This is a genomic window from Microbacterium proteolyticum (assembly GCF_014192415.1).
GTDB classification, from domain to species: domain Bacteria; phylum Actinomycetota; class Actinomycetes; order Actinomycetales; family Microbacteriaceae; genus Microbacterium; species Microbacterium proteolyticum.
In genome coordinates this window covers 173,423-187,782 of the sequence record NZ_JACHXY010000003.1, presented here as the reverse complement: position 1 = coordinate 187,782, position 14,360 = coordinate 173,423, and the positions used below count along the sequence as shown (strand labels likewise).

10 protein-coding genes are annotated in these 14,360 nt (G+C 70.6%); 9 read left to right on the top strand and 1 reads right to left on the bottom strand.

What is annotated here, in order from left to right:
* Positions 1-39 precede the first annotated feature (39 nt).
* Positions 40-1,161, bottom strand: a complete 1,122-nt coding sequence (gene serC / locus FHS07_RS13010; RefSeq protein ID WP_183420345.1) for a phosphoserine transaminase — start codon at positions 1,159-1,161, stop codon at positions 40-42.
* Between the two features lie 98 nt (positions 1,162-1,259).
* Here serC and FHS07_RS13005 point away from each other — a divergent pair, with 98 nt between their 5' ends.
* From FHS07_RS13005 to FHS07_RS12965, 9 genes are all read left to right on the top strand, one after another.
* Positions 1,260-1,958, top strand: a complete 699-nt coding sequence (locus FHS07_RS13005) for an iron-dependent transcriptional repressor DtxR (protein WP_183420344.1) — start codon at positions 1,260-1,262, stop codon at positions 1,956-1,958.
* A 234-nt stretch (positions 1,959-2,192) separates the two neighbouring features.
* A complete protein-coding gene (locus FHS07_RS13000; protein ID WP_246383584.1) occupies positions 2,193-3,128 on the top strand; it encodes a M23 family metallopeptidase in 936 nt (311 codons plus the stop codon).
* A gap of 341 nt (positions 3,129-3,469) precedes the next feature.
* A complete protein-coding gene (locus FHS07_RS12995) occupies positions 3,470-3,967 on the top strand; it encodes an HNH endonuclease (RefSeq protein ID WP_055956669.1) in 498 nt (165 codons plus the stop codon).
* A 187-nt stretch (positions 3,968-4,154) separates the two neighbouring features.
* Entirely contained in the window at positions 4,155-4,886 is a 732-nt protein-coding gene (locus FHS07_RS12990) for a hypothetical protein (protein ID WP_183420343.1), read from the top strand.
* Positions 4,886-6,430, top strand: a complete 1,545-nt coding sequence (locus FHS07_RS12985) for a DNA polymerase Y family protein (RefSeq protein ID WP_183420782.1) — start codon at positions 4,886-4,888, stop codon at positions 6,428-6,430. The genes FHS07_RS12990 and FHS07_RS12985 overlap by 1 nt, the downstream gene beginning before the upstream one ends.
* A gap of 99 nt (positions 6,431-6,529) precedes the next feature.
* Positions 6,530-10,126: an error-prone DNA polymerase gene (locus tag FHS07_RS12980; protein ID WP_183420342.1), complete on the top strand. Its 3,597-nt coding sequence runs from the start codon at positions 6,530-6,532 to the stop codon at positions 10,124-10,126.
* 157 nt (positions 10,127-10,283) lie between these two features.
* The gene (locus FHS07_RS12975) at positions 10,284-11,888 is read left to right on the top strand and encodes a LamG-like jellyroll fold domain-containing protein (protein ID WP_183420341.1); all 1,605 of its coding nucleotides are present in this window, start codon (positions 10,284-10,286) and stop codon (positions 11,886-11,888) included.
* Between the two features lie 305 nt (positions 11,889-12,193).
* Positions 12,194-13,492: a DUF2510 domain-containing protein gene (locus FHS07_RS12970; protein WP_183420340.1), complete on the top strand. Its 1,299-nt coding sequence runs from the start codon at positions 12,194-12,196 to the stop codon at positions 13,490-13,492.
* Between the two features lie 202 nt (positions 13,493-13,694).
* On the top strand, positions 13,695-14,360 hold the full coding sequence (locus FHS07_RS12965; RefSeq protein ID WP_183420339.1) for a peroxiredoxin-like family protein: 666 nt from the start codon (positions 13,695-13,697) through the stop codon (positions 14,358-14,360).

Here is a 14,360-nt window from a genome sequence, read left to right as displayed (position 1 = left end):
GCGCACGATGCGGGACGGCCTTCGTCGTTCGGTGAGGCGTCAGCCGCGGGGCAGGTTCTCGATCGTGTAGTCGATCGCACCGATGAGACGGCGGACGTCGGCCGGCTCGATCGAGACGAACGTCGCGACGCGCAACTGGTTGCGCCCGAGCTTGCGGTAGGGCTCGGTGTCGACGATGCCGTTCGCGCGGAGGCTCTTCGCGATCGCGGCCGCATCGATGCTGTCGTCGAAGTCGATGGTGACGACCACGGGGGAGCGGTCCGAAGGATCGGCGACGAAGGGAGTCGCCACGGCGCTCCCATCGGCCCACTCGTACAAGGCCGACGACGACTCCGCCGTGCGGGCGGCGGCCCACGACAGACCGCCGTTGTCGAGGATCCAGCCGAGCTGTTCGTCGAGCAGCAGCAGGGTCGCCAACGCGGGGGTGTTGAGCGTCTGCTGGAGGCGGGAGTTGTCGAGGGCGTTCTTCAGGCTCAAGAACTCGGGGATGTACCGATCGGATGCCGCGATGCGCTCGATGCGCTCGATGGCGGCCGGCGACACGGCGGCGTACCAGAGTCCACCGTCGGAGCCGAGGTTCTTCTGCGGCGCGAAGTAGTACACGTCGGCCTGCGTCACGTCGAAGTCGATGCCGCCCGCGGCGCTGGTCGCGTCGATGACGGTGAGCGCACCGGCATCCGCCTGCACGCGCTGGATCGGAGCGGACACGCCGGTGGAGGTCTCGTTGTGCGGCCAGGCGTAGACATCGACGCCCTCGACGGCCTCGGCCACGGTGCGCGTGCCCGGTGCGGCCTTTCGCACGTCGGGCGCCTGCAGCCAGGGAGCCGCGGCGGCGGAGGCGAACTTGCCGCCGAACTCGCCGAAGACCAGGTTCTGGCTGCGGGTGTCGATGAGGCCGAACGCCGCGGCATCCCAGAAAGCGGTCGACCCGCCGTTGCCCAGGATGATCTCGTAGCCCTCGGGCAGGCGGAACAGCTGCGACAGGCGCTCGCGCGTGCTGGCGACGAGGTTCTTGACGGGGGCCTGACGGTGGGAGGTGCCGAGGATCGACGCTCCGCGGGTGACGAGGGCCTCGAGCTGCGCGCCGCGCACCTTCGAGGGGCCGCACCCGAAGCGGCCGTCGGCGGGCAGGAGTTCGCTGGGGAGTTCCACGTGCGGCATGGACCGATTCTAGAGTCCCCGTCCGGCCCCTCCCGCGCTCATGTCGGAGGGGGTCGGTAGGCTGGGAGGACTTGCCGCGCGACATCGAGGACACCCGAATGACCGACCTGATCGACACCACCGAGATGTACCTGCGCACGATCCTCGAACTCGAGGAGGAGAAGATCGTGCCGCTGCGCGCGCGCATCTCCGAGCGCCTCGGCCACTCGGGTCCGACGGTCTCGCAGACCGTCGGCCGCATGGAACGCGACGGTCTCGTCGTCGTCTCCGAGGACCGCCGACTGGAGCTCACCGACGACGGACGCCAGAAGGCCGTCGACGTCATGCGGAAGCACCGCCTCGCCGAACGTCTCCTGAGCGATGTCATCGGGCTCGACTGGGCCTACGTGCACGACGAGGCGTGCCGGTGGGAGCACGTCATGAGCGAGCAGGTCGAGCGACGCCTCGTCGAACTGCTCGGCCACCCGACCGAGTCCCCGTACGGCAACCCGATCCCCGGTCTCGACCAGCTCGGCGACGCCACCAGCGCCACCTTCGACGACGGCGTGGTCGGTCTCGTGCGAAAGCTGACCGATGCCGGTGGCCCCATCAGCGGCACGATCCGGCGCCTCGCCGAACCCGCGCAGGTCGACCCCGAACTGCTGCAGCAGCTGAAGGCCGCCGGCGTCCTGCCCGGAAAGCGCGGCGACTACCGCTTCAACGAGGGCTACGTGCTCCTGCAGATGGAGGGCGTCGACGAGGGGCTGGAGCTGCCCGTCGAAGTGGCTTCGCACATCTTCCTGGTCGCCGGCGACTGAACGTCGGCGCGATTTCACCCGGGTATTCGCCGGGGCCACCTGACCGAAGCGTGACTTGTTCGTTATCTTCAGGTAGCCTCAGAGGGTCCACAGGCTGGAAGCCCGCCGTCGGACCCCTCGCGGTTTGCCTCATCGGCTCGTCGTCTGCAGAGGGCTAAGCCCGCACATCGTGCCCCCAATGATCGAGTGCTGACGAGCCAGCGTCCCCGAAGACGCAGAGGCGCCGGAGGAACTTTGGCTGAACACAACGATCCCGCTGCGGACCTACCCGAGGTCCCCTCGACGGGACCCACCCGAAAGAGCACGCGCGCAGCCGTCGCCCGAACGACGAAGCGTCCCGCTCGCATCGCGGCCGTACCGGTCGCCCGCGCCGCGGCCGCACCGGCCGTGCGTGCCATCCCCGCTCCCCGCCCCTCATCGACGCGTCGCATCGGTAAGCCGTTGCGCAGCGCCGTCATCCTGTCGATGGTGGCGGGTCTCGTCGCCACGGTCGCCATCCCGGCGTACGCGGCCACCATGCCCGCGGCCGAGACGATGACGCTGCAGCAGATGTCGGCGGCCGACAACCAGTCGCTGGTCGTCGCATCCGACGCCACGGCCGAGTCTCTCGACCGCAGCAGCTACTCCGCCACGACCGCGGACGAGATCAAGAAGAAGAAAGACGAAGAGGCCGCTGCCGCTGCCGCCGCGGCCGCGGCTGAGCGCGCCCGTCTGACGGCATCCACCGCGAACGCCTCCGTCTCGTCGGTCGACCTGTCCATGACCGCGCCCGGGTCGGGTGAGGTCCGGTGGCCGCTCACCAGCTACGTCCTCGGACGCGGCCTGTGGGACTCCGGATACCACCAGGGTGTCGACCTGCTCGCCCCCGGTGGGCAGCCGATCTTCGCCGCGGCCGCCGGCGTCGTGAGCGTCTCGCAGGAGAGCTACGGCGGGTACGGCGTCGGTATCGAGATCGAGCACGTCATCAACGGCCAGAAGGTGCGCACCACCTACGGTCACATGACCTACGGCAGCCGTCAGGTGCAGGCGGGGCAGTCGGTCGCCGCCGGTCAGCTCATCGGCCTCGTCGGTTCGACCGGCAGCTCGACCGCCAACCACCTGCACTTCGAGGTGCACATCAACAACTCGGTGGTCGACCCCTACGCCTGGCTGCAGCAGAACGCAGGCTGATTTTTCCCTGCGCGAGACGGCGTGTCGGAGACCATCGTTCTCCGACACGCCGTCTTCTGTTTCCCCTCCCGCCCGACCCCGGGCGTGTCGTGGTGGGTTAGCCTTTCCTCGACGTCGGAAGAACCGGAGGGAACGCCGATGAACGCCAGTCCGCGCATCCGCACCATGGATGCGCTCGGGCTGCTCGTTCTTCGGCATCGTGAGTTCGGATGCCGTGGCCTCGCCGCGCGTCCGAAGGCGCTGTCTGCCTGACAGCGCCTTTTTTCATGCCCTTCCGCGCCTGTCGTCGTCGCGAGTCGAACATCCGAGAAGCCGTCTCGGCCATTCGAGAGGAGACGTACATGCGCACACTGGTGCTCAACGCGGGCTACGAGCCCCTCGCCGTCGTGTCGTTCAAGCGAGCGCTCGTGCTGGTGATGAACGAGAAGGCCGTCGTCGTCGAACGCGTCGAGGAGGATCCCGTCTGGGCCTCGGCCGGCACGTACGATCGCCCGGCGGTGATCATCCTGACCCGCTATGTGCGCGTGCCGGGCGCACGGCGTGTGCCGGTGACGAGGCGCGGCGTCCTCCGCCGCGATGGGCACCGTTGCGGGTACTGCGGCAAGGCGGCCTCGACGATCGATCACGTGATGCCGCGCTCGCGTGGCGGCAAGGACACGTGGGAGAACCTCGTGGCGTGCTGCCTCGCGTGCAACAACATCAAGGGCGATCGCACACCGCAGGAGATGCGGTGGGAGCTGCGGCTCGTGCCCGCCCCGCCGCACGGCTCGTCATGGACCGTCCGTGGCGTCGACAAGAGCGACCCGCGGTGGGAGCCGTACCTGGCCCTCGCGGCCTGACGCTGCTCCGCCCGCCCCGGCTCGCCGGGCTCCTCGGTGCGCCCGGCCGGGGCCTTCGGGGATCCGCGTCATGTTCGGGGCGCTGCAGCCGACCTCCTCCGCCGATGTCGGAGGTCGATCGTATCTTCGACCCACAGGGATTGAGGGAATAGAACACATGTTCTAACCTGTGGGAGTGAGGGCGATCATGAGAGACCAGGTACAGGCCGTACCCGACATCCATGCGCTGCGTGATCGCCTCGAGCGCATGCAGGGCCGTCGTATGGACGCCCCGGTGCTCCCGACGCATCCCGCGTTCTCGCCGCTGCTGCCCGGAGGCGGTTTGCGTCCGGGCTCGGCCTACGCCCTCGCCCGCTCGTCCTCGCTGCTGCTCGCGCTCATGGCCCGACCCTCGCAAGACGGGGCGTGGTGCGGAGTGATCGGCATGCCCGAACTGGGTGCCGAAGCCGCTGAGAAGTACGGTCTCGATCTCGACCGGCTCGTCTTCATCCCCGATCCGGGGCCGCGGTGGCTCGCGGTGACCGCGACGATCACCGAGGTGCTGCCGGTGGTGGCCGTGCGCCCGCCGGCCGGTTCCACGGCGGCTCGCGGGGGTGCCGAGACCACGCGCCTGGCCGCGCGCCTGCGCGACCGCGGGTCGGTGCTGCTCGTGCAGGGCGCCTGGCCGCAGGCCGAAGCGGTGATCGACGTGGCCGACCCGCAGTGGTCGGGGCTCGGTCAGGGCAACGGGTATCTCGCCGGTCGTGAACTGACGGTCTCGGTCAGCAGCCGGCGTTCGCCCAACGCCCGCCGCGCACGCATGCTGCTGCCGGCCGCCGACGGGTCGATCGAGCTGCTGGGCGCACCCGCCGAACGTCTCATGCCACGCGAACTCGACGCGTATTCGGTGCCGGCTTACCCCGTACGGGCGGTGGGGTGATGCAGGCGCCCACGCGCAGCCTCGTGCTGTGGTTTCCCGACTGGCCGATCACGGCGTTCGCCCACGAGGCCGTCTCGCCCCCGCAGCCGGATGCCGCCGTCGCGGTGTTCGCGAACAACATCGTCGTGGCGTGCTCGTGGGCGGCCCGGGCGCAGGGAGTGCGTCGGGGCCAGAAGCGCCGCGACGCACAGGCCCTGTGCCCGGTGCTGCAGGTCGTGCCCGCCGACCCCGTGCGCGACGCGCGCGCCTTCGCCCCCGTCGTCGCGCGCGTCGAGGAGTACGCCCCCGGAGTGCAGGTCGTGCGACCCGGGCTGTGCGCGCTGAAAGCGCGAGGACCGGCCCGGTACTACGGCGGCGAACGCGAGGCGGCTCGCACGCTGATCCGTCTGCTCGACGACGTCGGTTTCAGCGACGTGCGGGCGAGTGTCGCCGACGGCGTCTTCACCGCCGAGCAGGCGGCGCGATCAGCGCGCGTCGACGACCCGGTGCGGATCGTCGCATCGGGAGAAGCCGGCGCGTTCCTGGCGCCCCTGTCCGTCGCGACGCTCGACGACGACGAGTTCGGGAGCCTGCTCTCACGCCTGGGCGTGCACACGCTCGGTGACCTGGCCGCGCTTCCGGTCGAGCGGGTACGGGAGCGTTTCGGTGGCCGTGGGGTGCGGCTGCACGCCCTGTCGGGAGGGCTCGACTCGCAGCCGGTGCAGCCGCGGACGCCTCCACCCGAACTGCACCGCGACGTCGCCTTCGAACCCCCGCTCGAGCTCGCCGATCAGATCGCCTTCGGCATGCGCGTGGCGGCCGAGGAGTTCATCGCCGGGTTGGGGGCGCACGACCTCGTGTGCACCGAACTGCGCGTCGTCCTCACCGGCGAACGAGCCGAGCGCAGCGAACGCGTCTGGTTGCATCCGGGGTCGTTCGACGCCGCCGCCGTGGTCGACCGGGTGCGGTGGCAACTCGCCGAAGACGCGCAGGGCATCTTCGGCAGCGGTGTGGCCGGTGTGCACATCGAACCCGAAGCGGTGGATGCCGCAGCCCACCACGCCAAAGGACTCTTCGGCGCCGGCCCCGACGAACGCGTGCATCACGCGTTGTCGCGCGTGCAGGCCATGCTCGGTCATCGTGCCGTGGTGACGCCGGTCGTCGGCGGCGGGCGATGGCTCGCCGAACGCCAGGTGAACGTGCCGTGGGGCGATCGAGCCGTCACGGCGAAAGATCGGGCGCGGCCCTGGCCCGGCAGCCTTCCCGACCCCCTGCCGGCCACGGTCTACCCCGAACCACGCCTGGTCGGCGTGACGGACGTCGGGGGCGCCCCCGTGACGGTGGGGGAGCGAGACGTGCTGAGCGCCCCGCCCGCAGTGCTCGAGACGGCGGGGCAGCGTCGTCGCATCCACGAATGGGCGGGACCCTGGCCGATCAGCGAGCGCGGGTGGGACCCGTTGCGGGCACGCCGGGCGCACCGATTCCAGGTGATCGACGCCGATGGCGGCGCCTGGCTGCTCGTGGTCGAAGAGGGCGAGTGGCGGGCGGAGGGGCGATATGACTGAGCGCGAGAGCATCCGAGTCGCCCGGGCCGTGGGTGTGCTCCATCCGAGTGCGGGGGCCGGCGGGGTGCCGGCGTCACGCAACGAGGCGGGGGTGCGCTGATGGGATGGACCAACCCCCCGGTGAAGTGGTCGGAGCTGGAGCGCCTGCTCAGCGACGCGCGTCGGCCGACCGGCACGCCGCCGAACGGCGACGGCGGCGACAGCCCGGCCTGGTCGCACAAGCGCGGGGCGTATGTGCCGCCGTCGATCGAACGCCCCGACGACACGATCCCGTACGCCGAACTGCACGCGCACTCGTCGTACTCGTTCCTCGACGGCGCCTCCTCGCCCGAAGAGCTCGTAGAAGAGGCCGAGCGCCTGGGCCTGCACGCCCTCGCCCTCACCGACCACGACGGTTTCTACGGCATCGTGCGCTTCGCCGAGGCGGCCGAGGCCCGCACGGTGAAGACCGTGTTCGGGGCGGAATTGTCGCTGGGACTCGGCGGTCCGCAGAGCGGCACGGCCGATCCCGAGGGTTCGCACCTGCTCGTCCTCGCGCGGCGAGAAGAGGGGTACCACCGTCTCGCCGCCGCGATCACCCACGCGCAACTGACCGGCGCCGAGAAGGGGCGCCCCGTCTACGACCTCGCCGATCTCGCCGAGCGGGCGGGCGGTCCCCGCGATCCGCACTGGGCCGTGCTCACCGGATGCCGTAAGGGAGCGGTCCGGCAGGCGCTGGCATCCGAGGGACCGGCAGGGGCCGCGCGTGAACTCGACACCCTCGTCGACCTTTTCGGTGCGCAGGCCGTCTACGTCGAACTGATGGACCAGGGCGACCCCCTCGATTCCCGTCGCAACGACGTGTTGGCGGCGCTCGCCGCCGAGCGCGGGCTGCCGACCCTCGCCACGAACAACGTGCATTACGCCGCTCCGCAGAAGGAACTGCTCGCCGCCGCCGTGGCTGCGGTACGGGCGAACCGGGGTCTCGACGAGCTCGACGGGTGGTTGCCCGCGCACGCCGGCGCGCACCTGCGCTCGGGTGTCGAGATGTCGGCGCGGTTCGCGCGTTACCCGGGCGCGGTCGCGCGCACCGTGACTCTGGCAGACGAGATCGCCTTTCCGCTGCGCCGCGCCAAGCCCGCGCTTCCGAAACAGAAGGTCCCCGAGGGGCACACGCCCATGTCGTGGCTGCGACACCTGGTGTGGGAGGCCGTGCCCCGCAAGTACCCGGATCTCTCCGACGACGACCGCCGCCGCATCGAACGCGAGCTCGGCGTCATCGAGATGAAGGACTTCCCGGGGTACTTCCTCATCGTCTACGGCATCGTGGCCGAGGCCCGCCGTCGCGGCATCCTGTGCCAGGGTCGCGGGTCGGCCGCCAACAGCGCGGTCTGCTACCTGCTCGACATCACCGCGGTCGACTCCATCTTCTACAAGCTGCCGTTCGAGCGGTTCCTGTCGAGCCTGCGCGACGAGGAGCCCGACATCGACGTCGATTTCGACTCCGACCGCCGGGAAGAGATCATCCAGTGGGTCTACCGGGAGTACGGGCGTGAACGGGCGGCGCAGGTGGCCAACGTCATCCAGTACCGCCCCAAGAACGCCGTGCGCGACATGGCCCGGGCCCTCGGACATTCACCCGGTCAGCAGGATGCCTGGTCGAAGCAGGTCGAGCGCTGGGGGGCGACGCTCGAGACCGGAGGCGACCACGACATCCCCGATCAGGTCATCGAGTTCGCGTCGGAGCTGCTGAAAGCGCCGCGGCACCTCGGCATCCATTCCGGGGGCATGGTGCTCACCGATCGGCCGGTGGGCGAAGTCGTGCCCATCGAGCACGCGCGCATGGAGGACCGCACGGTCATCCAGTGGGACAAAGACGACGCCGCGTGGATGGGGCTGGTGAAGTTCGACCTGCTGGGACTCGGCATGCTCGCGGCCCTGCAGTACTGCTTCGACCTGATCCGGGATGCCACCGGCGAGCAGTGGGAGCTGTCGACCCTGCCGAAAGAAGAGAAGGCCGTGTACGACATGCTGTGCCGGGCCGACTCGATCGGGGTGTTCCAGGTGGAGTCACGCGCGCAGATGGGGTTGCTGCCCCGCCTGCAGCCGCGCAAGTTCTACGACCTGGTCGTGCAGATCGCCCTGATCCGTCCCGGACCCATCCAAGGCGGAGCCGTGCACCCGTTCGTGCGGCGCAAACTCGGCCAAGAGAAGGTCACCTACGTACACCCCAAGCTCGAGCCGGTGCTGGAACGCACGATGGGGGTGCCGGTGTTCCAGGAGCAGCTGATGCAGATGGCCGTCGCCATCGGCAACTGCTCCGCCGAAGACGCCGACCTGCTGCGTCGGGCCATGGGGTCCAAACGGGGCCTGGAGCGCATCGACTCACTCCGCGAGACGCTGTACGCCGGCATGGCCGAGAACGGCCTCGTCGGTCAGGTCGCCGACGAGCTGTACGCCAAGATCCAGGCGTTCGCGAACTTCGGCTTCGCCGAGTCGCACTCGCTGTCGTTCGCGCTGCTGGTCTACGCGAGCTCGTGGATCAAGCTGCACTATCCGGCGGCGTTCCTCGCGGGGTTGCTGCGCGCACAGCCCATGGGGTTCTACTCGCCCGCGACCCTGACCGCCGATGCGCGGCGGCACGGCGTGGTGGTGCGCCGGCCCGACCTGTCGCGGTCGGGGGTCGAAGCGACGCTCGAGGCGGTCGACGGAGGGGCGAAGGCTGCGCAGACGGATGCCGGGGGGAGGGGCGCCGCGGGGGTGCATGCCGGGGGGAGGGATACCGCCGAGGCATCGCGCGGCACAGAAACGAGCGGCGCGGGCGCGGGCGGGGCGGGATCCAGCGGCGAGGGCGCGGGCGGAGCGGCTGCGAGTGGTGCGGCGCCGCGGCAGCCCCGGGGCATGGGGCCACCGACCGGGCTCGACGCGTGCGCGCACGCACGGCAGCCTCCGACCGGCGACTTCGACCCGTCGGAGCCCGACGAGACCCTGGCGCACCGTCGTGACGGCGGGTTCGCCGTGCGCCTCGGCCTCGCCGGAGTCACCGGTATCGGCACGAAAGTGGCTGCGCGCATCGTCTCCGAACGCGAGCGCGGCGGCACATACCGCGACCTCCGCGACCTGGTGCGTCGCACCGGACTGGTCACGGCGCAGCTCGAGGCGCTCGCGACGGCGGGGGCGTTCGAGTGCTTCGGGCACACGCGGCGCGAGGCGATCTGGTTGTCGGGTTCGGCGGCACTGGACCGCGCCGAATTCCTTCCCGATTCCCTCGTCGCCGTGCAGCCACCGTTGTTCACCGACCCGTCGAGCTACGAGATCCTCGCATCCGACCTCTGGGCGACGGGTCTCTCGGCCGACGACCACCCGCTCACCCACTTCCGGTCGGCGCTCGATGCGCGCGGCGTGCTGACCTCGCGCGAACTCCGCACGTTCGAGACCGACCGGCGCATCGAGGTGGCGGGGCTCGTCACCCATCGGCAGCGACCGGCCACGGCATCCGGCATCACGTTCCTCAACCTCGAAGACGAGCACGGACTCATGAACATCATCTGTTCGGTCGGGGTGTGGAACAGGTATCGCCGGGTCGCCCGCGAGTCGCCCGCGCTGATCGTGCGCGGCATGCTCGAACGTTCGATCGAGGGCGTGACCAACGTGGTCGCCGACGGATTCACCGATCTGCGTGTGGGAGTGGCCCACGCGTCGCGAGACTTCCGGTGAGTAGGCAGAGGCGTGGCGCAGCGTCCGGCCGGTGTGCGCAACTTCAGGGGCTCGCCCATCGACGCGGGCAGGGCGAGCGGCATGATGGGGTGACAGGCCTGGGGGGCGCCTTCCGTCTTCCGCGGCCGCGCACGTCTCGCGACGGAGGAGCCGCACGATGTCATCGACGAAGAAGTGGCGTTCACGAGCGATCGCCGTGCTCACCGCGCTCGCGATCATCGCTCCCGCCTCGGTGGCCAGCGTGCCGTCGTTCGCGGCGACCTCCGCACCGACCGTGCGGACCATCGACGGACTCGACGCGTCCATCGCCTACAGCGGCTCGTGGCGCAAGACCTCGAACAAGGCCGACCACAACGGCTCCGTGCAATACGCGAACGCCGCCCAGGCCTCCTACTCGTACAACTTCGAGGGCACCGGCATCCGGATCCACGGACGGAGAACGCCGCTCAGCGGAATCAGCGAGATCCGTGTCGACGGCATCCTCGTGGGGCGCATCGACGCCTACGCGCCCTCGAACGTGTTCAACGCGGTCCTGTACGAACGGATCGACCTCTCTCCCGGCGCGCACACGCTCACCGTGACCGCGACCGGCCAGAAATCCGACGCGGCACAGAACTCCAACGTGACGTTGGACGCCCTGACCGTGATCTCGGTCGGCGCGAGTCCGACGTCGAGTCCCCCCGTCGTGCCGACCGCGACGCCGAGCGCCACGATCACGCCTGCACCGACACCGACACCGACACCGACACCGTCGCCGACGACGACTGCGGCGCCCTCACCCTCGCCGACGCCGACGCCGACGCCGACGCCAACGCCGACGCCGACGCCGACGCCGACGCCGAGCGCCACGGCCACACCCTCACCGGCCCCGACCGCGACGCCGAGCGCCACCGCCACGCCCTCACCGTCGCCGACCGCTGCACCCTCACCGACCGCGACCGCGTCGCCCGCGCCGACGGTGACTCCGACGGCGAGCCCGACCCCCGCGCCGACTCCGTCGTCCGGTCCGGTCGACGTGCCCGCGCCGATCGCCGAGTGGCGGTTCGACGAAGCCGGCCCTCCGTTCCGCACGACCGTCGGCGACCTTCCGCTCCAACAGGCGGGCGCCGCACGCGCGACCACCGTCGCCACGCCGTTCGGGCGGGGAGTGAACCTGCCCGGCAAGAGCTTCCTGCGACTGCATCGTGACGCCGTCGGGCGACTGAACGTCGGAGCGGGCGGGGGAACGGTCACCGTTGCGGCCTGGGTCCTGATGACCGATGACAACGCCGGGTTCGTCGCGGGCATGTGGTCGGAGTCGAGTGGGGATCCGCGCAGGTCGTACGGACTCTTCTACGACCTCTCCACGTACGGCGGAGACGAACGCGGCAACTTCCATGTGTCGCGGACGGGAGGACCCACGGCCGGTCACCCGTTCTCGATCGACTACTCCGCATCCGGACAGACCTTCACCCGTCGCGTCTGGCAACTGCACGTCGGCACGTACGACGGTAGGGAAGCCGTGTCCTACCTCGATGGCCTCTCCGTCCCCTTCGGACCGGTGAAGGACAAGTTCGGCAACACCTCGATGAAGAACCCCTACCCCTATCCGGACGGTTTGAATCCGACGCCCGCGGAGTTCACCGTCGGCGCGGTGCAGATGGCCTCGACCGTCGGCAACTACGCCGAAGGCACTTTCGCGCGCGTCCGTGTCTGGGACCGCGCTCTGACCGCCGAACAGGTGCGAGCCCTGTACGAGAAGGAGCGCCCGGTCGTGCCCTGACGGTGTCGTACCTGATCGCGCCGCACACCGCAGCCCCGCCCCGCCCTGACGAACGGGAGTCCCTGCTCGCGCCGCGCGCCGGCGTCGCGCCGTGCCCTGACGAACGGGTGTCCGGCCGTGCTCGCGTCGCACGCCCCCGCCGAAGACCGCGGGGGAGCGATCTCGGACGGAACGCCAGGATCCGACGGACGCACGACCTCGCCCCGCCCTCGACGCGCGCGGCCCTGGGAACAGACCTCACAGCATCCTCGTGCCCTCACTAGACTCGGGCCATCCCGCCGGTTCCGCATCAGACAGGGAGCGCCATGACCGACACACCCACTCCGCCCGACGGCTGGCACCCCGATCCCGCCGGTGGTGGCGGCCTCCGCCGCTGGAACGGCGCGTCGTGGACCGACGAGGTGCGCGCGGTCGACGGGAGCACCCCGTCCGCTTCCGGAGGGGGAGAGGATGCCACGGGGCCGACCGATGACGACGCGTCGCGTGTCGCCGCCTCCGACCCCGACGCGGTCACCACGACGTCCGACGACCACCGCGCCGCCGAAGAGACGTCGAGCGAGTCCTCCGACGGAGAGGGTGGATCCTCACCGTTCGCCTCCGACGCGGTCGCCCCGCACGAGGATCACGGCTCGACCGAAGACGATCCCACCTGGCACGACGACACCCCCGCTGTCACCCCGTCGACGTCGGGTGAGTCGACCGCGGCGATTGATTCGCCCACCGTGCAGGAGCCGCCCGCTGCCCGAGAGTCGCTCGCGGTCCCGGATCCGCCCGACGCGCACGAGCCGCTCGCCGCTCAGGACCCGCCCGCAGCCCAGGACCCGCCCGCTGCCCACGACCCGCACGCCGCTCCCGCCGCGGGCGCCGGCGCCGTCGCTGCCGCGGCCGCCGCGGCTGCTCCCGCGGCATCGTCGATCACCCCTCCCGTCGCTCCGGCTCCCGCCTTCCCCGCGGCGTCGACGTATCCGGAGGCGCCCGCATACCCGGGAGCGCCCGCGTACCCGGGAGCCGCCTCCGCCGGCGCACCGACGTACCCGGGAGCGCCCACCGCGGGCACCACGGGGTACGCCTCAGCGCCGCCGGTCGGATACGGCGCCGCGCCACAGCGTGACATCAACACGAACACCGTGTGGATCTGGCTTCTGGTCGCTCTGCCGCTGGTGGGCGTCCTGAGTCTGTTCGCGTTCGACTGGGGTTCGTTCATGCGCGAGTCCGTGTACAACGACCTGTACTCCGAGTCCCTGGCGGGCCCGTCGATGGCCGGCACGCTCCTCACGGTGGTGTCGTCGATCCTGAGCCTCGTGCTGGCGGCCGCCACCGTGCTGTTCGCGTTCCTGGACTGGCGGCAGTTGCGTGCCCGCGGAATCGCGCGGCCCTTCCACTGGGCGTGGAGCTTCTTCGTGCTCGCGATCGGGAGCGGCCTCGTCTACATCATCGGGCGCAGCGTGATCGTGCGCCGTCACACCGGTAAGGGGCTCGCCCCGCTCTGGGCGGCGATCGGTGTGACCGTGGTGACGTGGATCATCGCGATCGTGTGGATCGTCTTGCTGCTGACGCAGGTCTTCTCTCTCGTGCAGGAGCTGCAGTACACCTACGGCTACTGAGCGCAGCGCGCCGAGGCCTGCGGCCGAGGGGCACCTCGTCCCTTCGCTGCGGGGTTCGGCGCGCGGCGCCAGGGGGTTGGCCTGACGTGACGTCCGGTGACGCCGTGTCTCCCTGCGTGACAGAATCGGCCGTGTCGTCCGCGGGCGAACGTACGCTCCTGGGACCGGCGCCCGACGCCGACGACGCCCGGGGAGGCCCCTCATGTCCGCACCGTCCATCGCTCAGCAGGTCACCGACTTCACGTCGGGTTTCGAGGCGCAGATCGGCGATCGCCTCGCCGGTGTCTTCGCCGGTGAGCAGGCCGATCTGCGCAACGCCGGGGTGCCGGACGCGGCTCTCGGCATCGGCGATGCGGCTCCCGATGCCGTCCTCGTCGAGGTCGACGGGACGGCGTCGTCGTTCTCGTCGGCGCGGGGTGAAGAGGTATCCGTCGTCGTGTTCTATCGCGGCGCGTGGTGCCCGTACTGCAACATCACCTTGCGCTCGTACCAGGAGAAGCTCCTTCCGGCGCTGCGCGAGCGCGGCATGAGGCTGATCGCCGTGTCGCCGCAGACGCCCGACGGGTCGTCGCAGAGCGCGACGAACGGGTCCCTCGAATTCACGGTGCGGTCCGATCCCGCCAACCGCCTCGCGGAACAGTTCGGTATCGTCACCGAGCCCAGCGTCGCCGCGCGGGCGGCCCACACCGACCTCGGATTCGACGTGGCCGACAGCAACGCCGACGCCACCGCACGGGTGCCATTCCCGTCCGTCTACGTCATCGACGAGGCGGGTGTCGTGCGCTTCGCCGACGTGCACGTCGACTACACCTCCCGCACCGAGCCCGAACAGATCGTCGACGTCCTCGACCGGCTCCGCGGTCGGTAG